This window comes from Sphingomonas sp. FW306-05-A, assembly GCF_058782275.1.
In genome coordinates, this window is the sequence record NZ_JBYSXN010000001.1 from 1,459,641 (window position 1) to 1,484,938 (window position 25,298).

Sequence of the window (25,298 nt, forward strand, 5' to 3'; positions counted from 1 at the left end):
ACGCGCATGACACAGACCGGCTGGCACTTCTGGATCGATCGCGGCGGCACCTTTACCGACGTGGTGGCGCGCTTGCCGGACGGGGCGGTGCGCACGGCAAAGCTGCTGTCGCATGATCCGCGTTATGCCGATGCGGTGGTCGAGGGGATCCGGCGGATGGTCGCTGCGGAAGGCGCGACGCTGGCCGATGTGGTATCCGTGCGGATGGGCACGACGGTCGCCACCAACGCGCTGCTGGAACGTACCGGCGAGCCCACGCTGCTCGCGATCACGCGGGGCTTTGGGGATGCGTTGCGGATCGGGTATCAGGCGCGGCCCGACATCTTCGCCAAGCGGATCGTGCTTCCGGAACAGGCCTATACTGCGGTCATCGAGATCAACGAGCGCGTCACCGCCGACGGCGCGGTAGAATGCCCGCTCGACGAACAACAGGCACGCGATGCGCTGACCGGCGCGTTCGATGCGGGCCTTCGGTCGGTCGCGATCGTGCTGATGCATGGCTATGCCTATCCCGACCATGAGGATCGGCTCGCCGAGATCGCGCGGCAGGTCGGTTTCCCGCACGTATCGATCAGCCATGACGTCACCCCGCTGATCAAGCTGGTCGGGCGCGGCGAGACGAGCGTGGTCGATGCGTATCTGTCACCCGTGCTCGATCGCTATGTCCAGCGCGTGTCGGCGGCGCTGGGCGATACCGAACTTTTGTTCATGCAATCGAATGGCGGGCTTGCCGATGCGAGCGTGTTTCGCGGCAAGGATGCGATCCTGTCGGGGCCTGCTGGCGGGATCGTCGGGATGGCGGAAACCGCGCGGCTCGCCGGGATCGACCGCGTGATCGGGTTCGACATGGGCGGCACGTCGACGGATGTTTCGCACCATGCTGGCGCATTGGAGCGGACCGGTGAGGCGATCGTCGGCGGGCTGCTCGTGCGTGCACCGATGCTGCAGATCGAGACGGTCGCGGCGGGCGGCGGATCGATCTGCCGGTTCGACGGAATGCGGCTGCGCGTCGGCCCCGAGTCCGCCGGAGCCGATCCCGGGCCGGCCTGTTATCGTCGCGGCGGGCCGCTGACGATCACCGATTGCAACCTGTTGCTTGGGCGACTGCAGCCTTCGCATTTTCCGGCGCTGTTCGGGCCCGAAGGCGATCAGCCGATCGACCTCGACCGCGTGAAGGCGTTGTTTGCCGAACTGGCGGCGGAAGTCGGGTCCACTCCAGAGGCGCTCGCGGCCGGGTTCATCGCGATTGCCAATGACGCGATGGCGAGCGCGATCCGCACGATCTCGGTCGCGCGCGGGCACGACCTGGCGCGCTATGCGCTGGCGAGCTTTGGCGGGGCGGGGGGGCAACATGCCTGCGCGATCGCGGATATCCTCGGGATCGACCGGGTGATGATCCATCCGCTCGCAGGCGTATTGTCCGCGTTCGGCATGGGGATGGCGGCGCACCGCGTCGTGCGCGAGGCCACCGTCGCGGTGCCGGTCGACCGAGAAAGCGAAGTCGTTCCGATCCTCGACCGGCTGGACGATGACGCCCGTCGCGCGCTGAGCGAACAGGGCGTTGCGGTCGATCGGGTCGAGCGGCGGTTGCGCATCCGCTATGCCGGTGCGGACACCACGCTGACGCTGGATGCGGCGCCTTTCGCTACACTGCGCGAACGGTTCGGTCGCGCTCATGCCACGCGGTTCGGGTTCGTTGATCCGGCCACGCCGCTTATCATCGATGCCGCCGAGGTTGAGGCGATCGCGCCTTCGAGTGCGGCGGCGGTGCGGTTCGAGGCGGGACACGGCGTGTCGGTAGGCGAGGACATCCTGCTGCATGTCGATGGCGAGACCGTCGCGGCAAGGCTGTTCGACCGGGCGATGCTGCCGATCGGCTGGTCGGTCGAGGGTCCCGCAATCATCGTGGACGCGTCGGGCACGAGCTTCGTCGCCCCCGGCTGGCGCGCAACGATCGACGCGCAGGCGAACCTTATGCTCGACCGCGTCGCGCCGCGCGAACGGCAAGTCGCCGCGGGGACCGCAGTCGATCCGGTCCGGCTCGAGCTCTTTGCCAATCTGTTCATGAGCATCGCCGAGCAGATGGGGGTCGCATTGCAGCAGACCGCCTGGTCGGTGAACATCAAGGAACGGCTCGACTTCAGTTGTGCGCTGTTCGATGCGACGGGCAATCTGATCGCCAATGCGCCGCATATTCCGGTGCATCTGGGATCGATGGGCGAGAGCATCCGCACGATCATTGCCAACCGCGCAGGGACGATGCGCCCGGGCGACGTCTATGCGCTCAACGATCCGTATCACGGCGGTACGCATCTGCCCGACGTGACCGTCATCATGCCGGTGTTCACGGATAGCGATACACCGGCGTTCTTCGTTGCCGCGCGCGGGCATCAGGCGGACATCGGGGGGACGACGCCGGGATCGATGCCTGCCGACAGCCGCCGGATCGAGCAGGAGGGCGTGCTGATCAACGACTTCCTGCTGGTCGACGGCGGCACCTTGCGCGAAGCCGCACTGCGCACGTTGCTCGCGTCGGGAGATTGGCCGGTTCGCAATGCGGACCAGAACATCGGCGATATTCGCGCACAGATCGCGGCCTGCGCGCGCGGTGCCGATGCGTTGGCGGCGGCGGTGGCGGACCACGGGCTCGATGTGGTGCTGGCCTATATGGGCCACGTCCAGGCCAATGCCGAGGAGATGGTCCGCCGTCTGCTGGCCGGGATCGAGGGCGGCAGTTTCCGCTACGCGATGGACAATGGCGCGGAAGTTGCGGTTACGGTGACGATCGACAAGGACGCGCGAAATGCGGTCGTCGATTTCACGGGCACGAGCCCGCAGCGTGACGACAATTTCAACGCGCCAGCGTCGATCGCACGCGCTGCGTTGTTGTATGTCGTTCGCGTTCTGGTGGATGAACCGATCCCGCTCAACGACGGATGCCTCGCGCCGTTCGAGATCGTCTTGCCCGAAGGATCGATGCTCAACCCGGCGTGGCCCGCCGCGGTGGTCGCGGGGAATGTCGAGACGAGCCAGGTCGTGACCGACGCTCTGTTCGGCGCCTTTGGCGCGATGGCGGGCGCGCAGGGGACGATGAACAACTTCACCTTCGGCGACGGCAGCCGCCAATATTATGAGACGATCGCGGGCGGTTCGGGGGCGGGGAAGGACTTTGCCGGGACGAGTGGCGTGCAGACGCACATGACCAACAGCCGAATGACCGATCCCGAAGTGCTCGAACACCGCTTTCCGGTGCTGGTCGAACGGTTTGCGATCCGGGCGGGATCGGGCGGGGAAGGGGCGTTCTGCGGCGGGGATGGGACGATCCGGCGGCTTCGCTTCCGCGCACCGATGACCGCGACGATTCTGTCCAATCGCCGCGTCGTCGCGCCGTTCGGTTTGGCCGGGGGCGGAGACGGCACGCCAGGGCGCAACAGCATCGAGCGGAACGACGGCAGCGTGGAGCAGCTACCCTCAGCCGCCACTGCGCAGCTTGCCGCGGGCGATGTCTTCGTCATCGAGACACCGGGCGGTGGCGGCTACGGTCGAACCGACGGCTAGACCGGTTCGGTTGGGCATGGCCGGGACCACGATAGTCCCGGCCCGCCACATCAGAAGCGATACGCGATCGTGCCCTGAACCGTGCGGCGGTTGCCGTACCAGCACCAGGCGTAATCGAGATAGCAGGTCGTCACGTACTTCTTGTCCAGGATGTTCGCCGCATTCACCCCGAGCGAGACACCCCTGAAGCGGGGTGAGATCGTGCCGAGGTCGAACCGCACCAGCGCATCGACCAGCGTGAACCCGGGCGTGCTCTGGCGCGTCGCAACCGGCGTGAACGACGAGTCGAACAGCGTGCCGGCATAGATGCTGTCGACACGGCGCACCGCGCCGCCGATCGCAAAGCCCTGCCACTTGCCGTCGCGCGGTGCCCATTCGAGGTTGGCCGACACGCCGCCACGACCGACGCCGAGGATCCCCGCGCCGATATTGGCCGGGTTTGCGTCGGCGGTGGTGCGCAGCTTCTGGCGACTATAGGCGAGCTTGGCGTTGAAGCCGTAGGGCAGCGGTGCGCTCGCCTCGACTTCGACCCCGCTCGAGCGGACGCGGCCGCTTTGCGTCGAGACGTTGGTCAGCGGGTTGGTGGTGATCAGGTTGGTCTGGTCGATCTGGAACCAGGCGCCAGTGACGAGGATCTGCGTGCCGGGCACGGTATATTTCGCGCCCGCCTCGAGCTGCTTGCCCTCAGACGGCTTGGCAACGGTGATCACGCCGCCGGGTTGCGTCAGCGTGCCGTTGGGCTCGAACGAGGTCGAATAGCTGACATAGGGCGCAAGGCCGAACGGCAGCGTGTAGAGCGCGCCGGCGCGATAGGTGAACTTCTGCGAATCCTGCGATGCGGCGCCGGGGGCGGTGCGCACCGAGGCCCAGTCCTGCCGCCCGCTGAGCAGCACGCGCAACGCGCCGATTGAGAGCTGGTCCTGCGCATAGACGCCCGCCTGGTTCGAGCGCGGCTTGTTGTCGTTGAGGCTGAAATAGTCTGGTACCTGCGCGGGGCTCTGCGGCACGACCATCGTGCCATAAACGGGGGCATAGCCGTTGAGTGGGGTCGCCGAGCCGAAGGCGTTGATCGAGCGCGCATTGCCGGTCTGGTAATCCGCCCCGAACAGCACGTCGTGCTTCACTGCCCCGGTGGCGAAGCGGCCGTGGACCTGATTGTCGAAGACCCATGAATCGCTGCGCTCGCGTGTCGCGTAAGAGGCACGGTTGTAAAGCGTCGCATTGGGGTTGGCGGCGGCATCGACCAGCGATCCCGATGCGTAGACGATGCCGAGCCGCGAGGTGCCGTGCTGGTAGCGGCCCGAGGCGCGGATGTTCCAGTCAGGGTTGATGGCGTGCGTCAGGATATAGGTCGCCGCGACCTGCTCACGCTTGAAGTAATTGCCGGGCTCGCCGAAATCGGTCGAGGTCGACAGCTTGCCATTGGGGTTCGGGAGGAAGGTGCCCGACGCCGGGAAGACGCCGTAGCTGCCGTTCTGTGGGTCGTTCGAATAGGCACCGAGCAGCGTCAGCTTGGTGGCATGATCGAGATTGAAGGTCAGCGCGCCCGAGACTGTCTGGCGCTCGCGCGCGCTGAAGGTCTGCTGCGTATGCGCGCCGTTGACGCTGCCATTGACCCGCCACAGCACCGAATCGCCGATCTTGCCGCCGACATCGCCATCGACACGGTACAGATCGTATGTGCCGTACGTCGCCGAGGCGGCACCGTAGAACGCCTGGTCGAGCGGCAGCTTGCTCGACAGTGCGACGAGCCCGCCCGGGCCCGACTGACCGTAAAGCACCGACGCCGGCCCCTTGATCACTTCGATCCGGTCGATCCGCGAGACGTCGACCTGCGGGGTGAGGTAGCTCGCGCCGCCGATCAATTTCAGACCGTCGAGGAATTGCGGCGCATCGAAACCCCGTAGCTTGAACTGGTCATAGACTTCTGCGCTTGAGCCGCGCTGTTCGGTCGTGACCCCTGCCACGAAGCGCAACGCCTGGTTGAGGTTGGCCAAGCCCAGATCCGCGATATCCGACGCACTGATCACGCTGATCGACTGGGGCGTTTCTGCGAGCGGAGTCGATCCCTTGGTTCCCGCCGAAGCTTCGCTGCGGGGGCGTGCCCCGGTCACGACGATCGATTGCGCTTCCTGCTCTTCCTCGGTCTCGGCGAACGCTGGCATTGCGTAGGCGATCGAACTCAACATCAGGGCGGAAACGAGCGTACGGTTCATCATGGGTCCTTAGCGACTATGCGGCAGCCTATGGCTCAGATGCGAACGATTATCAATCGCATTAGTGTCTTGCTGGATCTTTCCATGGGGAATGCGTTGCAGATCAGGATCCTGCACCCATGTGAAGGGCATGGATGAAGATGACCTGATGCACCTGGGTCTCGTCGATGACGACGAGATCATTCTGGACGAAGCCGCGCTGGTGCTCGCGCTGCTCGACCACCCCGGCATGGACGGCGAACCCTATCTCGATCTGTTCGAGGCGATTGCCGAAGCCCTCGACGAAGCCTCGGCCACCGCCTCCGCCGCCGACCCCGACGCCGAGGAACAGGCCGAACTGCTCGCGCAGGTCATCGGCGGTGCATTCGACTTCATTGGCGACCGCGAAACCTATGATGATCCTGCCAACGCCGACGTGGTGCGCGTGGTCGATCGTCGGCGGGGCTTGCCGGTCAGCCTGTCGATCCTGTATGTCGCAGCGGCACGGCGGATGGGGTGGATCGCCAATGCGCTCGATGTGCCCGGACATGTCCTCGTCCTGATCGGTGACGAGACGGTACCGGTGATGATCGATCCGTTCCGTGGCGGGGAACGCGTGAGCCAGGAGCAACTTCTCGCGCTGTTGAAGACGGGGTTGCCGGCGGGTGAGGGGGGGCAGGGGACGCCCGTGCGCCATGTCGCCGCGATGCCCAACCGCGCGGTGCTGGTCCGCCTGTTGCTCAATCAAGCGACGCGCGCTGAGCGTGCCGGGGACGGGCGGCGCGCACTGACGTTGTTCGAACGGATGACGATCATCGCGCCCGGGTACCCGCACGCGTGGTGGGAACAGGCGCGTCTGCAATTGGTCGACGGCGATATACCGGGCGCACGCAAGAGTTTGAGTGCGATGTTGGAGATTACGCGCGAACCCGATCTGCGCGCACGGATCACGGAGGTGATGGGATCTTTGCCTGCCTCATGACCTGGGACGGAGGCGTGTTGCATAAGAATGGCCGCCGATCGATTGATCGGCGGCCATGTGTTTGTGGCAGGTGATCCGCTCAGGCGGCGTAGCTGACCTTCGTGGACCGGCGGCGCATCGTCGCACCGACGAAGGCGAAGCCAAGCAGCATCATGCCCCAGGTCGTCGGCTCGGGAACCGAGGCGGCGAATTGGCTGTAGATCTGCGCAGTCGACGTGGTCTTGTAGGTCAGCGCATCGGTGCTGAGGTTCCAGCCCATCGCGTCATACGCGGCGAGATCGAGGCCGGTGACATAGCCGGTCTGCTCATAGCAGAAGGTCGGATCCATGATCCCGTTGCCGATGGCGCAACCCGGCGTATCCTTCCAGTGCGACGCCTGCTGACCATCGCCATTGTAGCGACCGGTGGAGAAGGTATTGTCGAACAAGGCAGTCTTGCCGCCATCGATCGAAAAATACTTCTGACCACCAACGGAAAGGTCGAGCACCGTGTCCTTGCCGAGGACGAGATTGGTCGGATCCTTGCTGTAGCGGAACATGTCGAGTGCGCTGTAGATCGACGTGTCGTTGAGGCTGTACCCCAGCGCCCCGGCGGCCGGCCCCTTGCCGACGCCATAGACGTCGAGGAAATCAACACCTGAGACGAACCCTAGGGCATGGCCGATTTCGTGGATGGCAACACCGATGAAATCGAACGTGTTGTCACTGATCCCGTCGGTCGGGTCGAAATCAAAGTTGAAGTTGCTGCTGAACGTCACGTTGCCATCGCGCGTCGTTGGCGAGATACCCGTATTGCCGCCGATTGCTTTGACGACCGCGGAGTTGAGATACAGGTTCTGGCTGCTTGCCGTGGCCCCTGGATTGTACGCCAGCTTGCTGGTGTCGTCATTGGTCACCGCGGGGCTGGTGCCGCTCGCAGGGGTCGTGGTCGTCCCGTTGGTAATGAAGCTCGCACCGCCATCCGCGTTCAGCGTGGGGAGGACGATGTTCTGATCGATGAACGAACCGCTCTTGGTCAGGTTGAGCTGCTTTTCCCAGTTCGCGGTCGAATAATCGACGCGCGTGCTGCCGGTCGACCCAATGATGCCGGTTGCGAGCGGCGCGAAGGATACGCCGAGGTTGATGACGGCGTTATTGGTGAACATCGATCCCCAATAAGATGCCGCGATGTTGAACCCGCGCTCTGCCTGCGAACCCTTTACGCCACCAAGATCGATCAGGTTGATCGTCGTGGCCATCACGGGCGCCGCCATCATCGCGATCGCGGCGGCACCACAGCACATGAAACTCTTGATACGCATAAGCTCCCCTCGTTACCCGGTGACGCCGTTCATCGACTCAAACAACTGGTTAACGTCCCGTTAATTAAAGGAATGTTGCGGGGCAGCAATATTGTCAACCCGGTCAAAGCGTTAATTGAGCTTGCTGTTGTACGCGGGACACGCTCGCGGCATATGGGGAGGGGCATACCGGGCGAACGCCCTCACAAGGGGTTCGCACCAGTCCGATGGCCGTGACCAACACCAGCGCGCTGCCGCTCCTGCTGGCGCAATTGAAGGCCGCCCTGGCCGCACGCGACCGGGCCGAAACCCGCCGCCTTGTTACCGTTATGCTTGATCAGCGCGCGCCGCTTGGGCGGCAATGGCGCGCGATCTCGCAGTTGATGCAAGCCAGTGGCGATCTCTCGCTGGCGCTGCGCGCGGTCGATGCGTTCATCGCGTCCAGTGGTAACGATCCCGTCGCGATCTATTCGAAGGTCGTGCTGCTGACCCAGGCCCAACGGATCGAGGAAGCGCATGTTCTGCTTTCAGGGTTGCCCAAGACGGTGCCCGATGCGGCGGGGCACGCCTATGTGCTGGGCAACACCGCGATGACGCTGGGGCGCGTGGACGATGCGCGCCGTCATCTTCAGGAAGCGCTCGCGCATCGCCCCGGGTGGGGCCCTGCCTGGCTGACGCTGGCGGCCGCGGTCAACCTTGCGGACGACCCGGTCGGGGAACAGTTGCTTGCGGAGGCTGCCGCGGCGGAACGGCATGCGCCGGGCGATCTGGCGCGCTATTGCTATGCCCTTGGCAAGCTTCATGCCGACCGCGGGGAGCCAGGCGAGGCATTCGCCGCCTTTGCGCGTGGTGCGGCGCTGCTCAAGGCAGAGACGCCATACGGTCGCAAGGCTGATCAGGCCAACGCCGCCGCGGCAATGCAGGGGTATGATCGCGCGTTCTTCGATCGCGTTCGGGCCGACCAGACGATCGATACCAGCCGCCCGATCTTCGTGACCGGTCTGCCGAGATCAGGCACGACGCTGGTCGAGCAAATTCTCGCCAGCCATAGTGCCGTGCAGGATGGGGGCGAACTCAACCTGATCCAGCACGTTGCCGTTGCGGCAGGGGGCGTATCCGGATCCGCGATCGATCAGCATATGGCCCGCGGCGGGACCGTGGATGCGCTGGGCGAACTCTACCTCCACCTCCTTCGGGAGCGTTTTGGGGCAGAGGGGCGCATCATCGACAAGACGATCGATGCAAGTCGTTTCATGGGCGTGATCGCAACCGCACTGCCCGACGCACCGCTGATCTGGATGCGGCGCGCGCCCCTCGACAACGCATGGTCGTGCTTCCGGACATTCTTCATACATGGTGTCGGCTGGAGCTTCGATCTTGCTGATATCGCTTTCCATTTTCAGCTGGAAGACGCGCTGATGGCGTTCTGGAAACAGACGCTCGGGGACCGGCTGCTTGTCGTGCCGTATGAGGAACTGGTCGAGGACCCTGCGCTATGGACCACACGGCTGCTCGCGCATTGCGGACTGGAAGAGGAGGCCGCTGCTTACGCGCCACATCTCAACCCGCGTCGCGTCGCCACGGCAAGCGCACTACAGGTCCGCCGCCCGATCAACCGGGACGGTCTGGGCGTTGCAGAGCCGTATCGCCCCTGGCTCCAACCGTTCCTTGATGCTTACGCAGCACCGTAGTGCCGTCCTTCACATCATTGAAAACATGTCACCGGGTCGACAAGTCACAGTCGGTGACGCTAGCAACGGCGCTCGCCGGGAAGGACCGTCCATGCTCCGTAATGTACTACTCGCCACTGCCGCCGCTTCGATTTTGACCGGGCCTGCGCACGCCGCCAACCCGTTCGCCACGCGTAGCGCGCTGCCGTATCAGGCACCGCCGTTCGACCAGATCAAAGATGCCGATTACCAACCGGCGATCGAGCAGGGCATTACGGAGAGCCTCGCCGAAGTGCGCAAGATCGCAGACAATCCTGCCGCACCGACCTTCGACAACACGATCGTCGCGATGGAACGCCAGGGGCAGATGCTTGCGCGTGCGCAGGCCGCATTCGGCCAGGTGGCGCAAGCCAACACCAATCCGACGATCCAGGCCGTGCAATCCGCGATGGCTCCCAAACTCGCGGGGTATAACGACGCGATCTATCTCGACCCCAAGCTGTTCGCGCGGGTGAAGATGCTGTTCGACCGCAAGGCGTCGCTCAAGCTGGACGCCGAGCAGGCGTTCCTGCTCGACGACTATTACAAGACCTTCGTCCGAGCCGGTGCCCAGTTGTCGCCCGCAGACCAGACGGCGCTACGCGCGCTCAACAAGCAAATCTCGAGCCTAGGCATCGCTTTCCGCCAGAAGCTTCTCGCGGCGACAAAGGCGGGCGCGCTGGTGGTGGACGATCCGGCCGCGCTGGCGGGCATGTCGCCGGGCGATATCCAGTCTGCGGCACGCGATGCGACCGAGCGCAAGATGCCCGGCAAGTATCTGCTCCCACTCCAGAACACGACCGCGCAGCCCGCGATCGAGGCGCTATCGGACCGGTCGACGCGCAAGGCGTTGTTCGACAAGAGCTGGACTCGGGCAGAGCAGGGGGATGCGAACGATACGCGCGCATCAATCCTGCAACTGATCGACCTGCGCACCCGCAAGGCCAATCTGCTGGGGTACAAGACCTGGGCGGACTATTCGCTCGCCGAACAGATGGCGAAGACCGCCACCGTCGCCCGCGATTTCCTCAACGCGCTCGACGCACCGACCGCAGCCGCACAGGCGCGCGAGGCAGCCGAACTGCAAAAGGCGATCGACGCGGAGCAGGGGGGCTTCAAGCTCGAACCGTGGGACTGGGCGCGCTATGCCGAGAAGGTCCGCAAGGCCAAGTATGACTTGGATCTCAACGAGACCAAACCGTATCTCGAGATCTGGAACGTGCTCGAGAACGGGATTTTCTACGCCGCCAACCAGCTTTACGGGCTGACGTTCAAGCGTCGTACCGACATCCCGACCTATCATCCCGATATTCGCGTGTATGAGGTGTTCGAGGCGGACGGCAAGCCGCTCGGGCTGACCTACTTCGATTACTGGAAGCGCGACAACAAATCGGGCGGGGCGTGGATGAACAGCTTCGTGCGGCAAGCGAAGATTTTCGGCACCAAGCCGGTCATTTCAAACACCGCCAATTTCACCAAGCCTGCGGCGGGGCAACCCGGGCTGGTGACCTTCAGCGAAGTGCGGACGATGTTCCATGAGTTTGGGCACGGGCTGCATGGATTATTCGCGAACCAGACCTATCCGACGTTGTCAGGAACGGCGGTCGCGCGCGATTTCGTCGAGTTTCCGTCGCAGTTCAACGAGCATTGGGCGCTGGAACCGCGGGTTCTTGCGCATTATGCACACCATTATCAGACGGGTGCCGCGATGCCGCAGGCGTTGGTCGACAAGATCAAGCGCTCCGAAACGTTCAATCAGGGCTATAGCTTCGGCGAGACGCTGACCGCCGCGCAACTCGATATGGCATGGCATTCGGTCCCGTCGACCGCAGTACCAAAGGACGTCAACGCGTTCGAAGCCAAGGCGCTGGGCGAGACCGGTCTCAACGTTCGCTACGTGCCGCCACGGTATCGGACGAGCTATTTCAACCATATCTGGGGGTCCGGCTATGCCGCAGGCTATTACGCCTATCTGTGGACCGACATGATCCAGCAGAACGTCTACGACTGGTTCCAGCAGCATGGCGGGATGACGCGCGCAAATGGCCAGCGTTTCCGCGACCTGATCCTGTCGCGTGGTCATACGCAGGATTACAACGTGATGTTCCGCAACATGACGGGGCATGACCCGCAGGTCGCGCCGTTGCTGCGTAAGCATGGGTTGGATGGCGCGAAACCGTAAAGATGGTCTGCCATGGAGCGACGTGAGATCGCGTCGCTCCATTAAGGCGAAGTTAGAGGCGTATTTGAAGCAAACGCTTAGCCCACCGCAGTCATTTCACTTGGTCCGATAATACACATTATGTTAAATTAAGGGGTGCCTCGTAGTGCTTCAGGTGTGTCCGACGCCCTGTTGCCAGAGCATCACCACCGCAATGAGCACTGCAAAGATCGCGACCCACATCAGCGCCATCTTCACTACTGAGCTCAACGGCAATCGCCGAGCCGCGAGCGCACTGATGGGAAGGATCAACAACAAGGCCGTCACGAAGGCGTTCACGCGACCAACTCCAGTCCGTCGAAGCCCGGCTCCACGCCATCCGGGAGCTCCTGCACCAGCGTAGCGTAGTCCATCGACTGATCCATATGCGTCAGCGCGACGTGTTTGGGTTTCAACCGTTCGATCCAACCAAGCACGGTCGGCAAATCGAAGTGCGACGGATGTGGACGGTGCCGCAGCGCATCGACCACCCAAATATCCAGTCCGGTGTACAGATCGACCATCGCGTCGGTCATGCCGCTCACATCCGTCGCATATCCGATGACACCGCCGTCTGCTTCGAACCGCAATCCTGCGGATTGCGTTCCGCCATGCGGCTGGTCTGCAACCCGGACGGTGATATCCCCGATGCGCATCTCGTCCATTAGCGGCTCGATCGACGCGACGGTAGGATATCCATGTAAACCACTGAACACATAGCCGAACTTTTCGGTCAGTTTGGTCAGCAATGCGGGCCGCGCAATGCCGCGTACGCGGTGTCCGAGGGCGTGATAAACCTGGCGAAGATCGTCGATGCCATGCGTGTGATCGGCATGGTCGTGGGTCCAGATGACGGCATCGACCGTGGCCACATCAGCGGCAAGCAACTGTTCGCGCATGTCCGGCCCGGTATCGACCAGAATGCGTGTGGTCGCTGTCTCGACGATCACCGAGGCGCGGGTGCGTCGATTGCGCGGTTCGTCGGGGTCGCATGCCCCCCAGTCGTTTCCGATCCGTGGAACGCCCGAGGACGTACCAGACCCCAAGATCCTGATCTTCATGCGCGCGTCTTGGCGAACAATGCGTGAAAGTTATCGCGCGTCGCCCCCGCCAGCGTTTCGACGGTCTCGCCGCGCAACTGCGCGAGGAATGATGCGGTATCCGCCACGAACGCCGGTTCGCCGGTCTTGCCCCGGTGCGGCACCGGCGCAAGAAACGGCGCGTCGGTTTCGATCAGGAGTCGATCAAGCGGAAGCCGTGCCGCGGTTTCCTGCAGGTCTTTGGCGTTCTTGAACGTCACGATTCCAGAGATAGAAATGTAAAACCCGAGCTCGAGCGCAATATCGGCGAACGCGCCGCTCGCGGTGAAACAGTGGATGACCCCCGGATAGGCCCCCTGCTCCATCTCCTCCCGGAGGATCCGCGCGGTATCTTCCTCGGCATCCCGCGTGTGCACGACGATCGGCAACTGGGTCGTCCGGCACGCCGCGAGATGCGCGCGGAAACTCGCTTGCTGGCGATCGCGGTCGCTGTGATCGTAGAAATAGTCCAGCCCGCTCTCGCCGATCCCCACCACACGCGGGTGTTGCGCGCGTTCGATCAGCCGCGCTGTGCCGACATCGGGATGCTGATCCGCCTCGTGCGGATGGATGCCGACGGTCGCCCAGACGTCCGGCTCCCGCTCGGCGGTTGCCAGAACGTCGTCCCATTCGCTTTCGCGCGTCGCGATGTTGAGCATGACCTCGACACCCCGCGCCCGCGCCCGGGCAAGCACATCAGCCTGTTGTTCGGCCAAGCCCTTGTAGTTCAGATGGCAATGGCTGTCGGCGAACATTTACGCCTCCGTTGGAGCTTCGAGCCGTGGGAATACGCCGCTCGGTGCGGGAAGAACCTTCCCCGGTGCCAAAGGATGCCCCAGCGCCTCGAAACAGCGTGCGTCACCGGGTTGTGCCAGCAGGTCGAGCAGCTTGTCCGCCCCGCCCGGGATCGCCCAGCGCGCGAGGATCGCGATCCGTCGGATCGCATCCGCGGCATGATACAGGATCGTGTCCGCGCGTGCAGGATCGGTCTTGCGCACGCTCCACGGGGCCTGATCCGCAAAATACTGGTTCGCATCGCGCGCGGCCGACCACACAGCCTCCAGCGCGTTATGAAGCGCGAGATCCTTCATCGCCTCATGCAGACCATGTTCGGCTGCCTCAACGCTCTTTGCCAACGCGGCTTCCGCATCGGTCGGCGTGCCTACGTCCGGCACGACCCCGCCACAGGCCTTGGCGATGATCGACAGGCAGCGCTGCGCGAGATTGCCCAGGTTGTTGGCGAGATCGGCGTTGCACCGCGTGACGATCGCTTCTTCGGAATAGCTGCCGTCCTGTCCGAAACTCACTTCACGCAAGAGGAAGTAACGCAGCGCATCGACCCCGAAATGCTCCACCAGCGCCATAGGATCGGTGACGTTGCCGAGCGACTTGGACATTTTCTCGCCGCGGTTGAGCAAAAAGCCATGGCCGAACACACCGCGCGGCAGCGGAAGGTTCGCGCTCATCAGGAAAGCCGGCCAGTAAACGGCATGAAAACGCACGATATCCTTGCCGATGATGTGCACGTTCGCTGGCCAGAACGTCTCGTACAATTCGACGTCGTCGGGATAGCCGACGCCTGTCAAATAATTGGTGAGTGCATCGACCCATACGTACATGACGTGCCCCGGGCTCCCCGGAACCGGTACGCCCCAGTCGAAACTCGTTCGCGACACGGAGAGGTCGGACAGACCACCCTCGACGAACCGCAGGATCTCGTTCCGGCGCGCCTCGGGCCTGATAAAATCAGGGTTGGCGGCAAAGAAGTCGAGCAAGGGTTGCTGGTATTTCGACAGCCGGAAGAACCACGTTTCCTCGGCAGTCCACTCCACCGGCGTCCCCTGCGGCGAAAGCTTGGCACCGCCCTCCCCGTCGACGAGTTCTTTCTCGTCGTAAAAGGCTTCGTCTCGAACCGAATACCAGCCCTCGTAGCGATCGAGGTAAAGGTCGCCCGCATCCTCCATCGCCTTCCAGATCGTCTGGCTGGCGCGATAGTGGTCGTCGTCGCTGGTGCGGATGAAACGATCGTAGGAAATATCGAGCGCGTCGGCCATCTGCTTGAAATAGCCGCTCATTTCGTCAGCAAGTGCGCGCGGCGTCAGGTCCCGCTTGCGCGCCTCCTGAACCATCTTGAGGCCATGCTCGTCGGTGCCGGTCTGGAACCGTACCTCGCGGCCCAACTGACGCTGGTAGCGCGCGATCGCGTCGGCTGCGATCGCCTCATAAGCGTGCCCGATATGCGGACGGCCATTGGGGTAGCTGATTGCGGTGGTGATATAAAAGGGGTCGGCCATCGCCGCCTCCTAGAGCAAGGCGATCGCGAAATGAAGACCTCAGGCGGCGAGCCGCGCGACGATCCCCGCCATTTCGTAAACGGTCGCTTGCGCATCGAGCGTCAGCGCACGCGCGGTTGCGGACAACGCACGGGCCGCGTCGTAGCTTTCCAGCGCGGTGCGCAAGCGTTCACCCTGCCGCGCGGGTGCCTCTGCCGCGATGAACGCGGGCGCGCGGTCGAGAAACGCCTCGTAACGGGATTGTGCCGCCTTAAGCGCCAGTGCCTTGGCAAGTTTTCCACGGCGGGCGTTGCTGGGATCGCCATCCCGAGCGATCGCGGTCAGTGCCTGGTCGAGTTGCGCCAGATCCAGCCCGGCAAAGCCCATCGCGCGCCCGGGGGATCCTTGCGCGACCCGGATCAGCGCAGCGATCTCGGCATCGTCCGCCTTGGGCAATGCCGCGCGCAATACGGTGGCGATCGCATCGTCGTTGAGCGGATCGAACCGCAAGGTCCGGCACCGCGAGCGGATCGTCGGCAGCAGGCGCCCGGGGGCATGGCTTACCAGCAGGAAAATGGTACCCTGCGGCGGTTCTTCGAGGTTCTTGAGCAGGGCGTTGGAGGCGCCCGGTCGTTCGAGGTCGTCCACCGCATCGATGATGACGACGCGGCGATCCGACATCGACGGGCGCGTCGCGAACATCGGTCCCAGCGCGCGGACCTGCGCAATCGGGATACTGCGCGCTAGATCGAGGCCGGTCTTGTCGCCTTCCTTGGGTTGTCGGGTCAGTTCGCGGTAATCGGGATGCGATCCGGCCGCGATCAGCGTTCTGGTTCGATCATTTTCGGGTACGTCAAACCCCGGCGGCAGATCGGCACCCGCACCCTCCGCCAGCAGACGCACCGCCGCAGCACGCGCGAAGCTGGCCTTGCCGATCCCTTCAGGCCCCGCAAAGAGCCAGGCGTGGTGTAGTGCTCCACTGCGCATCGCAGCGGCGAAGGCACTATGCGCCGCATCATTGCCGATCGGCATGGTCACGGAAGCAGATCCCCCAACTGGTGAAGGATCGCCCCGGATACCGTATGGATGTCAGCAGAGGCATCGATCACGCGGAAGCGATCCGGTTCGTTCGCGGCGAAGCGTCGGAACGCCGCTGCAACGTCGCTGTGAAAGGCTTCCCCACGCGCGGCAAACCGGTCCGCCGCTGCCCCGTCACGGACGGAGGCGCGCGCACGCCCTTCTTCCGGGGTCAGTTCCAGCACGAAGGTGCGGTCGGGCAGCAAGCCGCGCGAACCGAATAAGTGGAGCGCCAGGATCGCCGCATCGTCGATCCCGCCGGCCAGCCCCTGATACGCGCGACTGCTGTCTATATACCGATCGCAGATCACCCAACGCCCTGCACCGATTGCCGGACGGATCGTCTTCTCGACATGATCGGCCCGCGCTGCTGCAAACAGCAGCGCTTCGCTATGCGCGCTCCACCGCGTTACCGCGCCTTCCATCAGCAACGTCCGGATCGCCTCGGCGCCTTCGCTTCCGCCCGGTTCGCGGGTGACGAGCGCATCGATCCCCCGATCGGCGAGGGCGGCGGCAAGCAGGCGCGCCTGGGTCGACTTGCCTGCCCCCTCCCCGCCCTCGAGCGACAGGAACCGTCCGGTCACCGGCACGCGATCACCCGCCGAAGAAGCTCATGAGCCCCGCCCAGGCGCGTCCGAAGAAGCCTGCCTCGGCAACGTCGCTCGCGGCTACCAGCGGCAGGCGCTGCTGCGGCATGTCCGGCGTCGAGATGACCAGATCGGCGATGTGCTGGCCTGCCTTGATCGGTGCCTTGATCGGGCCGTCATAGACGACCTTCAACGTCATGTCCGCGGCTACGCCGGCGGGGAGCGTCGCGGTCAGATTGGTCGGTGCGATCAGACCGACGGTCCGCGCGCTGCCGAGCTGGACTTCGGCAGTCTCGATCTGCTTGCCCTTCGCGGCGATCGGCTTGGCCTGCCATGCACGAAAGCCCCAGTTCATGAACTTGACCGACTCATCCGCACGCTGGCCCGAGCTGCCAAGACCCGCCATAACCATGACCAGACGGCGCCCGTTCTGCTCGGCGGACCCGGTGAAGCCATAGCCTGCTTCTTCGGTGTGCCCGGTCTTGAGCCCATCGGCCCCCTGCACCCGTCCGAGCAACGGATCGCGGTTGGCCTGCGCAATCGGTGCGGCAGCGCCAAGGGTCTTGCCCCAGGTGAAGTTCGGTAGCGAATAGAACCGCTTATACAGCGTCGGATGATCCAGGATCGTTGCCGAGGCAAGTTTCGCGAGGTCACGCGCGGTGACATAGGTTACGCCGCCATCGGGCCAGCCGTTCGACGTTCCGAAGTGGCTGTTGGTCAGCCCAAGCTTTGCCGCTTCCCGGTTCATCCGTTCGGTGAAGGTTTCCTCGGTCCCCGAGATCCCCTCCGCCAACACCACGCACGCATCGTTGCCGGACAGCGTGACGATCCCCTTCAGCAGGTTTTCGACGCTCACGTCCTCGTTCGCGGACAGGAACATCGTCGAGCCCTGGCTATGCCATTTGCGCCATGTCTCGGGCTGTACATGGAACGTCTGGTTGAGCTTCAGCTCCCCCGACTTGATCATGTTGAAGGCGACGTACACGGTCATCATCTTCGCCAGCGATGCCGGCGGCATCCGGCGATCCGCGTCCTTGGAGTAAAGGATCGCGCCCGAGGACAGATCCTGCAGATAGGCGACCGGCGCAGGCGTCTGGAAATCCGGCTTCGCGATCGCGGGCGTCGTTGCCGCAATGGCGACGATGGCGGTTGCTGCAATCCAATTCCGGCGGGATGACATGATGCTGGGTCTCGATCTTCTGGTTGATACGAAGGATTCTGGAATCGCCATAGGGGCCTAGCCGAACGTGGTACAGCCCTGCCCCGACGAGGTGCTGTCTAACCGTGCGATCAGCCCGATCCGGCTGTCCGCACGGCATGCATTATCGCTCGACCGCATCTGCCAGCAAGCCGACCGACAGCGCGTAGAAATTGGAGCAATTATAGTCGAGAATGACCCGGTAATTTCCCGTCAGGAGATAGGCGGTCTGCCCCGGGCCATCCGGCTCGATCAGCGTGGCAAGCACGGTATCCGCAGGCCAGCCGCGCGCTTGCGGGACAATGCCGAGCGCGCGCCATTCCGCCATCGTCTTCCACCCGCTATGCCGCTGGAAAACGCGGGGGCAGCGTGGCGAGACTAGCCGGTTGACGATTTGACCGCGATCGAAACTGCCGGGCACCGACACCGCAAACCCCCAGGGCTGTCCCGGCCGCCAGCCGGCGTTGGAGAAGTAGTTGCCGATTGACGCAAGCGTATCGGCGCTGCTCGTCCAGATGTCAGCACGCCCATCGCCGTCGCCATCGCGCGCCAGTCGCAGATAGACCGACGGCAGGAACTGCGGACCACCCGTCGCTCCAGCCCAGCTTCCCACCAACTGCGCGCGTGGCACGCCGCGATCCATCATCTGCAAGGTCGCGATAAATTCGTCCGCGAACAGGTCGCGCCGGCGCCCTTCGTAAGCCAGCGTGGCAAGCGCGCGCGGGAGGTCGAAGCCCCCCATCACGCGGCCATAACTGGTTTCGTGCCCCCAGATCGCGACCATGATCGATTCGGGCACACCCGTTTGCTGCTCGATCCGCTGCAACCGGCTGCGCTCGCTGACGTAGGTGGATTGCCCACGGCTGATCAGCGCGCTGCTGAGATGCTGCGCCTTGTACGGCGCGAAGTTGGGGATCGCCGCGATCGAGGTTCCCCCGGGCTGTTGCCGGTCAAGCTCGATCACGCGCTGGTTGAGCGTCAGCGTCGGCAGCACCGCATCAAGCGTCGCACGACTGACGCCCTTCGCTTCCGCTTGCCCACGAAGCGTTCCCAGATAGGTCTGGAAACCCGCATCATCCTGCGCGACCGCCGATCCGCCGATGCCCGCGCACACGCCGATTGCCGCAACGCTGCTGGCAATCCGCCGCCAAATTTTACTGTTACCCCGCATCATGCGACCTTGGCACAGCGCGCTTGCGGCATGAAGCCCCGAAACGATCTGCCTCTTGCACAATTCGTCAGACGCTGGCTAAGCGGGGGTGAACGGAAGAGTGGCCGAGTGGTTTAAGGCAGCGGTCTTGAAAACCGCCGTGGGTGCAAGCTCACCGTGGGTTCGAATCCCACCTCTTCCGCCAGCGCTGTACGAGCAAATGACCGCCCTGGGTCAGCCTGGTATCGCGGCGACCGCCGGGAGCCGCGGCGACGGTGCGAATGAACGGGATTCGCACCAGAATCACCGCCGTCGCAACCGAGCATATCGCCACGAGCACGAAGATCACCAAGGTCCGCGCCGGCACGGCCGGCGTGATGCGCTGGAACAGCCAGACGTATGCCAGATGGCACAGGTACACCGGCAAGGTGAGAAAACCCCAGGATTGCAGACGTGCGACCACTGGACAGCCGTTCAGCGACCGGGCCAGCATGAACACGGACGTGCCCAACAGGAAGGTCGATACGATGCTTTCCGCGTTCCACACCGCAGGGTTTACCGCAACGAATGCGAGGAAATACCGCTCGCACAGCAGCGTAGCCAGCGAGACCACGCACAGCGCGATGCTTGCGTCCAACCGAGCGGGCTGTGTTCCGCGCAAGGCGTATCCGATAAACACGAATGCTGGGGCGGCCAGCTGCCGCTTCAGATCGGACAGATGGTGGGAGTATTCCGGGATCCCGACGAGCGCGTGATAGTCGAACAGGATCGGCCCGAGCAGCGCCAGCAGCACAACCACCGCTGCCGCCAACCGCCGCCCCCCGATTGTCACGGATGCCGAAACCGTGACGAGCCCGAATGCCAGCGCCGGCAGGAACCACAAATGGTACCCGTACCCCCCTTCGGCCAGCATCAGAAGGCGGAACGGCACCGGATTGGGGCGCAGGAAGCCCAACGCGAAATACACGAGCATCCAGAGGCCATAGATCGGCAGGATCCGCAGGCCGACATAGCGGACCGTCCGGGAAAACCCACGATCGTACCGAAAGAAATAGCCGCTCACGATAAAGAAAAACGGCACTGCGGATCGCAAGATGGCGTCGATCGGGACCGCCCAAGCCGGCATACCCCATGGCTGGCCGACCGGGTTCGGCAGCAGCGACAGGACATGCCCCACGATCACGCCCATCGCCATCAGGAAGCGGAACGCGTCGATGCCCCCGTCGCGCGTTTGCGGCACAGGTTCCGGGGTCGACCCTGGGGTCGAATGCTGTGTCGCAATGGCCGTCAACTCGTCCCTCACCGTCACTATACGGCACGCAGTGTTGGCTCGGCCTCGCCAGTGGATCATGCTTGGACGGCAGGCCGAACCGCCGGGCCTCGGCTCCGCGGACGACAGCGCCGTAAGCCCGTCTACCACAATGGCTGTCGAGATTTACCTGAAGATTGAACAAGATCGTTCCAAAACAGAACGCTTGTCAGAGGTTTCTCAACCTCTTCCGTCCGACGGGCGGGCGGTCCAGATTGTGGTGCTCGGCGTCCCTCGACGTCGCCGCATACAAAAACCCTCCCCGCGACGGCGCGGAGAGGATCCTTGAGTACGAACATGCAGCGCCGGTGCGATCACCGCCGCACGCTTGTCTTACTTCTTGCCGATCGAAGACATCGCGCCGAAACGCTTGTTGAAGCGCGCGACCTGGCCGCCCGCGTCAAGCATCGTACCACGGCCACCGGTCCACGCGGGATGTGCCAGCGGATCGATGTCGAGCGTCATCAAATCGCCTTCCTTGCCCCAGGTGGTGCGGGTCTGGAACTGCGTGCCGTCGGTCATCTGCACCGTGATGGTGTGATAATCGGGATGGATGTTCTTCTTCACGACGTAATTCTCCGAAAAGCCGCTGGTTTCCGACCAGCAGCGAAGGCGCGGCCCTTATCAGAGCCGTGCACGATGTGCAACCGAAGCGTACCGCCAAGCCTGCCGTGCCGCGCCGGTTATGCCTTGGGCGGATCCGCGATCATGGCGGTAAAGTTGGCCTCCGCCGCCAATTGTCCGTCGATCGTTGCGCGTCCGGAAAACTTGCAGACGCTCGACCGCTTCTGGACAAACGCGACCTCGAGCTTGAGCAGCACGCCGGGTTCCACCGGCTTGCGAAACTTCGCCCCGTCGATCGCCATGAAATACACGAGTTTGCCCGAACCCGCGAGGCCGAGGGACTCGACGGCGAGGATTCCCGCCGCCTGTGCCATCGCCTCAACGATCAGTACGCCCGGCATGATCGGACGTCCGGGGAAATGCCCCTGGAAGAACTGCTCGTTGATCGTCACTGCCTTGATCGCGGTGATCGACCGGTCGGGGATCAGATCCTCGACCCGGTCGACCAGCAACATCGGGTAGCGATGCGGCAATGCCGCCATGACCCGCCCGATATCGAGCGGGCCCATCGCGCCACGGCCTTCTTCTGCACCGTCAGCCATCAGACCCTCAGCGACCCTGCGGTGCCTTAGTGCCCGCAGCCGGTGCTGCCGGAGCCGCTGCGGCACCGGGCGTACCTGCCGCGCGCTGACGCTGCATCGCGGAGATGTACGCGAGCTGCTGATATTGCTGGAGCAGCTGCTGGGTCTGCTGGCTTGGCTGCCAGCCGGCTGGCGGGGTGAATGCGACGGTGGGGTTCGCGCGATCAAGCTCAGCCTTGATGTCGTCGGTCACGTCGACGGCGGGCGTGCTGAACTGAACGGTACCAGCCGACAGCAGCAGGCTGAGCTTCTTCGCGGTCACGACCGCCTGCATTGCTGCTGCATACTTCTGCGAGATCTGTTCGATCGCATAAGCCTGTGCGAGCGTTGCCGGGCCACGCAGCCGTGCGACGTCGGCCTGACCGGTACGCTGTGCGGTCTCGATCTGTGCGAGCGCCGGGCTCTTTGCAGCCTGCGCCTTCTGGATCTCGTCGTCGGACAACTGCTTGTCCTTGTTCAGATCGAGCGGTGCGTACAGCGTGTTGAGCTGGGCCTGCAACGCCTGCGCACGCGCGGTCGCCTGGTCGAGCTGCGCCTTGTACGTCGTTGCGATCGACGTGTTGGCCGCATCGAGCGCCTTTGCGGTCAGGATGACGGTTTCCGGGTCAGCGATCGCGATACCGCCGACCTGAGCCTGTGCCGAGCCGGCAATGGCAAGGCCGACGCAGCCGAGCAGAACTTGATAGGTGGTCTTCATCAGAACTGTGTCCCTACGTTGAAAGTTACGAGCTTGTTGTCGTCACCCTTGCTCTTGAGCAGGGCGTAAGCGAGATCGATACGCAGCGGTCCGAACGGCGAGTTCCAGTTCACGCCGGCACCCACCGAGACACGTGGGCGAGGCGAATCGCCGAGGAAACGCTCCTCGAACGGCGCAGAGATCGACTGCGTCGTCGGGGTATTCACGGAAGATCCGACGCATGGCCCACCAACCGCAGCCGCGTAGCCGACGGCACACGTCGTCAAAGCGGAAGGGTTAGTCCCGTCGGTCGTGGGTACGGTGAAATAGGGCTGTCCGTTCGAGGCATTCACAGGTTGCGACAACGGAAGCACCGTGGTGCGTCCGGTGACCGGATCGGTCGTCGTCTGGAACGTCGCCGACGGCAACGGCCGCGTGATCCCGAACAGCGCACCCGCCTGAACATAGATCGAAGGCCGCAGGCCAAGCTCCCGCGCGCCTGCACCCAACGGGATCTCTAGCTCGAGCTTGCCCAAGTAATAGGCCCGACCACCGAGAGCATCGTCGACGAACTGGTTACGATCGGTGACCAGCGTCTGGTTGCCCGCCGCGTCCGTAGTGTAGGGAACGCGCTGAACGCGCGGGCCTACGCCACGAATGTCGAACCCGCGGAAATCCGGTTCACCGAGGTAGAATCGATCGTTGATGCGGACCTTGTCGACCCCTTCGCCGCGGCTCTTCTCAAGCGACTTGATGTAGCCGCCCTCGACGTTCAGCGACGCAATGAAGCCACTCCCGACGTTGACGAACTTTGCCGCCTCAACCTTGGTGCGGATGTACTTCACATCACCCCCGAGCCCGGCGAAATCCTGGCTGAAGATGAAGCGTTGCCCGGCGGTCGGCCGGAGTCGGCTGTTGAGGCTGTCGAACAGCAGCGAATAGCCGACCGACGACGTCCAGCGATTGCCGATCGAGTCGCACAGATAACGGCCTGCCTTGAGGAAGTCGCACTGGCCGTTGGTGAAATAGGTCGACTCGTCGAGCCCGACCTGATCGTAGGACAGGCCATAGCGTCCGGCGAGCTGCCAATATTCGGTCAGCGGAATGCCCGCGCGCAGCTGGAAGCCGGTCGATACCTGGGTGTAGGTGGTGTTTCGCTGGTTCCCGGTCGTGAAGTTGAACGCGTTGTAATCGCGACGGAAGATGTCACCACCAATCGCGATGTTCTTGTTGAACAGGTATGGCTCGGTAAAGCCCAGCTCGATCGACTTGGAATAGGTCGAGTAGTTGACGCTGGCGCGCAATTCCTGGCCCTTGCCGCGGAAATTGCGCTGGCGGATCGATGCCTGGATGATGAAGCGCTCGAGGCTCGAGAAACCGGCTGACAGCGACAGTTCGCCGGTCGATTTTTCCTCGACGTTCGCGGTCAGCACAACACGGTCAGGCGACGACCCCTGCGTCTGCTTGATCTCGAACTTGTCCTGGAAGAATCCGAGCGAGTTGATGCGATCCTGCGAACGCTTGACCTGGAAGCTGCTGAACGCGTCCCCTTCCGCAAGACGGATCTCGCGGCGGATAATCTTGTCCTGCGTCTGCGTGTTGCCGTTGATGTCGATCCGCTCGACGTACGACCGCTTCGCTTCTGCGATGTGGAAGTTGATCCCCATCGTCAGCGTGTCTTTGTCACGCTGGAAGTCGGGGTTCACCTCGGTGAACGCATAGCCAAACGCGCCTGCGGCTTCGCTCAGCGAGTCGACGGCGGTCTCGACCTTCTTTGCGTCATACCAGTCGCCCTTGTTGATCCCGAGGCTGGCAGCGAGCTTCTTGTTGTCGAAGTCACGGATGTCGCTGTCGACGGTCACGTCGCCGAACTTGTAGCGCTTCCCCTCCTCCACCACGTAGGTGATGATGAAGTCCTTCTTGTCCGGCGTCAGCTCGGCGACCGCGGAGGTCACCTTGAAGTCGGCATAGCCCTCGGTCAGGTAGAACTGGCGCAGCTTCTGCTGGTCGTACGCGAGGCGATCCTGATCATAGCTCGTATTCGAGCTGAGCAGCGTCGTCAGGCGGGCCTGCTTGGTCGCCATCTGCTCGCGCAGCTTGCTGTCGGAAAATTCCTCGTTGCCGAGGATGTTGATCTGGCGGACCTTCGATTTCGGACCCTCGGTGACTTCGAAGATGACGTCGACGCGGTTCTGGTCGAGGTTGACCATCTTCGGCTCGACCACCGCGGCGAAACGCCCCTGGCGACGATACAACTCAATGATCCGCGCAACGTCCTGGCGGATCGCGGTGCGCGTGAAGATCTGGCGCGGGGCGAGTTTCACCTCCTTGCGGATCTTGTCTTCCTTGAGCCGCTTATTGCCCTCGAAAATGACACGGTTGATCACCGGATTCTCACGAATCCGCAACACGATGTCGCCACTTTCGGCCCCGGCGATGGAGACGTCCGCGAACAGGTCGCTCGCGTAGAGGTCCTTGATCGCCTGATCGAGCGATTCGTTGGTAAAAGCCTGCCCGGTACGCAACTTTGTATAGGACAAGACCGTTTCAGGTTCGAGGCGCTGTGACCCCTCCACCCGGATCGACTTGATCGACCGGCTCGCCACGGGTGCGGCGACCGGTGCTGCTGCAGGCGTTGCCTGCGCAGGCACGGGAACACGTGGCGCAGCCGTACGCGGACGCGCTTTAGCGGCCGTGGGCGCGGTCTGGGCATCGGCGGGCATGCACGAGAACATCGTGCTTGCCAGCAGCACGGCGGTGGCCCGTGCCCCGAATGTTGAAACCTTGATCGCTGTCACATCCCACCCCAAATCGGAGAAAA

At 63.6% G+C, this 25,298-nt stretch carries 18 protein-coding genes, 1 tRNA gene and 2 pseudogenes; 5 read left to right on the plus strand and 16 right to left on the minus strand.

Annotation, left to right across the window (positions count from 1 at the left end; genetic code table 11):
• The first annotated feature begins 6 nt into the window (after nt 1-6).
• Nucleotides 7-3,558, plus strand: a complete 3,552-nt coding sequence (locus AC3WJR_RS06645) for a hydantoinase B/oxoprolinase family protein (RefSeq protein ID WP_492723340.1) — start codon at nt 7-9, stop codon at nt 3,556-3,558.
• A 50-nt stretch (nt 3,559-3,608) separates the two neighbouring features.
• Here AC3WJR_RS06645 and AC3WJR_RS06650 read toward each other — a convergent pair whose 3' ends face one another.
• Complete coding sequence (locus tag AC3WJR_RS06650; RefSeq protein WP_492723342.1) at nt 3,609-5,774, minus strand: TonB-dependent siderophore receptor; 2,166 nt, start codon at nt 5,772-5,774, stop codon at nt 3,609-3,611.
• A gap of 148 nt (nt 5,775-5,922) precedes the next feature.
• On the opposite strand from AC3WJR_RS06650, the gene AC3WJR_RS06655 reads away from it, so the two are divergent.
• On the plus strand, nt 5,923-6,735 hold the full coding sequence (locus AC3WJR_RS06655) for a transglutaminase family protein (protein WP_492723344.1): 813 nt from the start codon (nt 5,923-5,925) through the stop codon (nt 6,733-6,735).
• 79 nt (nt 6,736-6,814) lie between these two features.
• On the opposite strand, the pseudogene AC3WJR_RS06660 reads toward AC3WJR_RS06655, so the two are convergent.
• Together AC3WJR_RS06660 and AC3WJR_RS06665 are read right to left on the minus strand one after the other, a co-directional pair.
• A pseudogene (locus AC3WJR_RS06660) lies at nt 6,815-6,919 on the minus strand (PEPxxWA-CTERM sorting domain-containing protein); the annotation flags it as partial.
• Nucleotides 6,920-6,994: 75 nt separating this feature from the next.
• Nucleotides 6,995-8,035, minus strand: a pseudogene (locus AC3WJR_RS06665) (NF038122 family metalloprotease); the annotation flags it as partial.
• A gap of 206 nt (nt 8,036-8,241) precedes the next feature.
• On the opposite strand from AC3WJR_RS06665, the gene AC3WJR_RS06670 reads away from it, so the two are divergent.
• Nucleotides 8,242-9,705: a tetratricopeptide repeat-containing sulfotransferase family protein gene (locus AC3WJR_RS06670; RefSeq protein ID WP_492723347.1), complete on the plus strand. Its 1,464-nt coding sequence runs from the start codon at nt 8,242-8,244 to the stop codon at nt 9,703-9,705.
• Between the two features lie 91 nt (nt 9,706-9,796).
• The gene (locus AC3WJR_RS06675) at nt 9,797-11,905 is read left to right on the plus strand and encodes a M3 family metallopeptidase (protein WP_492723350.1); all 2,109 of its coding nucleotides are present in this window, start codon (nt 9,797-9,799) and stop codon (nt 11,903-11,905) included.
• A gap of 150 nt (nt 11,906-12,055) precedes the next feature.
• Here AC3WJR_RS06675 and AC3WJR_RS06680 read toward each other — a convergent pair whose 3' ends face one another.
• From AC3WJR_RS06680 to AC3WJR_RS06715, 8 genes are all read right to left on the minus strand, one after another.
• A complete protein-coding gene (locus tag AC3WJR_RS06680) occupies nt 12,056-12,223 on the minus strand; it encodes a hypothetical protein (protein ID WP_492723353.1) in 168 nt (55 codons plus the stop codon).
• Entirely contained in the window at nt 12,220-12,984 is a 765-nt protein-coding gene (locus AC3WJR_RS06685) for an MBL fold metallo-hydrolase (protein ID WP_492723355.1), read from the minus strand. Before AC3WJR_RS06685 ends, AC3WJR_RS06680 begins: the two co-directional genes overlap by 4 nt.
• Entirely contained in the window at nt 12,981-13,757 is a 777-nt protein-coding gene (locus AC3WJR_RS06690) for a TatD family hydrolase (protein ID WP_492723357.1), read from the minus strand. The genes AC3WJR_RS06685 and AC3WJR_RS06690 overlap by 4 nt, the downstream gene beginning before the upstream one ends.
• Nucleotides 13,758-15,296 carry a methionine--tRNA ligase gene (metG, locus tag AC3WJR_RS06695; RefSeq protein WP_492723359.1) on the minus strand — a complete coding sequence of 513 codons (1,539 nt, stop codon included), beginning with the start codon at nt 15,294-15,296 and terminating at the stop codon, nt 13,758-13,760.
• 39 nt (nt 15,297-15,335) lie between these two features.
• Nucleotides 15,336-16,313, minus strand: a complete 978-nt coding sequence (locus tag AC3WJR_RS06700; RefSeq protein WP_492723361.1) for a DNA polymerase III delta subunit-related protein — start codon at nt 16,311-16,313, stop codon at nt 15,336-15,338.
• Nucleotides 16,310-16,942, minus strand: coding sequence for a dTMP kinase (gene tmk / locus AC3WJR_RS06705; RefSeq protein ID WP_492723363.1), 633 nt, complete (start codon nt 16,940-16,942; stop codon nt 16,310-16,312). Before tmk ends, AC3WJR_RS06700 begins: the two co-directional genes overlap by 4 nt.
• 4 nt (nt 16,943-16,946) lie before the next feature.
• Nucleotides 16,947-18,119 (minus strand): D-alanyl-D-alanine carboxypeptidase family protein, encoded by a 1,173-nt coding sequence (locus tag AC3WJR_RS06710; protein WP_354280963.1) that lies wholly within the window; start codon nt 18,117-18,119, stop codon nt 16,947-16,949.
• Nucleotides 18,120-18,261: 142 nt separating this feature from the next.
• Entirely contained in the window at nt 18,262-19,311 is a 1,050-nt protein-coding gene (locus tag AC3WJR_RS06715) for a lytic murein transglycosylase (RefSeq protein ID WP_492723365.1), read from the minus strand.
• A gap of 91 nt (nt 19,312-19,402) precedes the next feature.
• On the opposite strand from AC3WJR_RS06715, the gene AC3WJR_RS06720 reads away from it, so the two are divergent.
• Nucleotides 19,403-19,492 (plus strand) — tRNA-Ser (locus AC3WJR_RS06720).
• Here the strand turns inward: AC3WJR_RS06720 and AC3WJR_RS06725 are convergent.
• The 5 genes from AC3WJR_RS06725 to bamA all read right to left on the minus strand — a co-directional run bounded on the left by AC3WJR_RS06725 (nt 19,460) and on the right by bamA (nt 25,275).
• Nucleotides 19,460-20,638 carry an acyltransferase gene (locus AC3WJR_RS06725; protein WP_492723367.1) on the minus strand — a complete coding sequence of 393 codons (1,179 nt, stop codon included), beginning with the start codon at nt 20,636-20,638 and terminating at the stop codon, nt 19,460-19,462. The genes AC3WJR_RS06720 and AC3WJR_RS06725 overlap by 33 nt on opposite strands.
• 291 nt (nt 20,639-20,929) lie before the next feature.
• Nucleotides 20,930-21,163: a 50S ribosomal protein L31 gene (gene rpmE, locus AC3WJR_RS06730; RefSeq protein WP_010163703.1), complete on the minus strand. Its 234-nt coding sequence runs from the start codon at nt 21,161-21,163 to the stop codon at nt 20,930-20,932.
• A gap of 116 nt (nt 21,164-21,279) precedes the next feature.
• Nucleotides 21,280-21,762 carry a 3-hydroxyacyl-ACP dehydratase FabZ gene (fabZ, locus tag AC3WJR_RS06735; RefSeq protein ID WP_492723370.1) on the minus strand — a complete coding sequence of 161 codons (483 nt, stop codon included), beginning with the start codon at nt 21,760-21,762 and terminating at the stop codon, nt 21,280-21,282.
• A 7-nt stretch (nt 21,763-21,769) separates the two neighbouring features.
• Complete coding sequence (locus AC3WJR_RS06740) at nt 21,770-22,498, minus strand: OmpH/Skp family outer membrane protein (RefSeq protein ID WP_354280958.1); 729 nt, start codon at nt 22,496-22,498, stop codon at nt 21,770-21,772.
• A complete protein-coding gene (gene bamA, locus AC3WJR_RS06745; RefSeq protein WP_492723373.1) occupies nt 22,498-25,275 on the minus strand; it encodes an outer membrane protein assembly factor BamA in 2,778 nt (925 codons plus the stop codon). The genes AC3WJR_RS06740 and bamA overlap by 1 nt, the downstream gene beginning before the upstream one ends.
• Nucleotides 25,276-25,298: the final 23 nt, after the last annotated feature.

Excerpts from the sequence above, each read along its gene's own strand:
- AC3WJR_RS06645 (WP_492723340.1), top strand. The coding sequence starts at position 7 with ATGACACAGACCGGCTGGCACTTCTGGATCGATCGCGGCGGCACCTTT.
- fabZ (WP_492723370.1), bottom strand. The coding sequence starts at position 21,762 with ATGGCTGACGGTGCAGAAGAAGGCCGTGGCGCGATGGGCCCGCTCGAT.
- AC3WJR_RS06655 (WP_492723344.1), top strand. The coding sequence starts at position 5,923 with ATGCACCTGGGTCTCGTCGATGACGACGAGATCATTCTGGACGAAGCC.
- AC3WJR_RS06725 (WP_492723367.1), bottom strand. The coding sequence starts at position 20,638 with ATGATCCACTGGCGAGGCCGAGCCAACACTGCGTGCCGTATAGTGACG.
- AC3WJR_RS06650 (WP_492723342.1), bottom strand. The coding sequence starts at position 5,774 with ATGAACCGTACGCTCGTTTCCGCCCTGATGTTGAGTTCGATCGCCTAC.
- AC3WJR_RS06690 (WP_492723357.1), bottom strand. The coding sequence starts at position 13,757 with ATGTTCGCCGACAGCCATTGCCATCTGAACTACAAGGGCTTGGCCGAA.
- AC3WJR_RS06670 (WP_492723347.1), top strand. The coding sequence starts at position 8,242 with ATGGCCGTGACCAACACCAGCGCGCTGCCGCTCCTGCTGGCGCAATTG.
- AC3WJR_RS06715 (WP_492723365.1), bottom strand. The coding sequence starts at position 19,311 with ATGATGCGGGGTAACAGTAAAATTTGGCGGCGGATTGCCAGCAGCGTT.
- AC3WJR_RS06675 (WP_492723350.1), top strand. The coding sequence starts at position 9,797 with ATGCTCCGTAATGTACTACTCGCCACTGCCGCCGCTTCGATTTTGACC.
- AC3WJR_RS06710 (WP_354280963.1), bottom strand. The coding sequence starts at position 18,119 with ATGTCATCCCGCCGGAATTGGATTGCAGCAACCGCCATCGTCGCCATT.
- AC3WJR_RS06685 (WP_492723355.1), bottom strand. The coding sequence starts at position 12,984 with ATGAAGATCAGGATCTTGGGGTCTGGTACGTCCTCGGGCGTTCCACGG.
- metG (WP_492723359.1), bottom strand. The coding sequence starts at position 15,296 with ATGGCCGACCCCTTTTATATCACCACCGCAATCAGCTACCCCAATGGC.
- AC3WJR_RS06740 (WP_354280958.1), bottom strand. The coding sequence starts at position 22,498 with ATGAAGACCACCTATCAAGTTCTGCTCGGCTGCGTCGGCCTTGCCATT.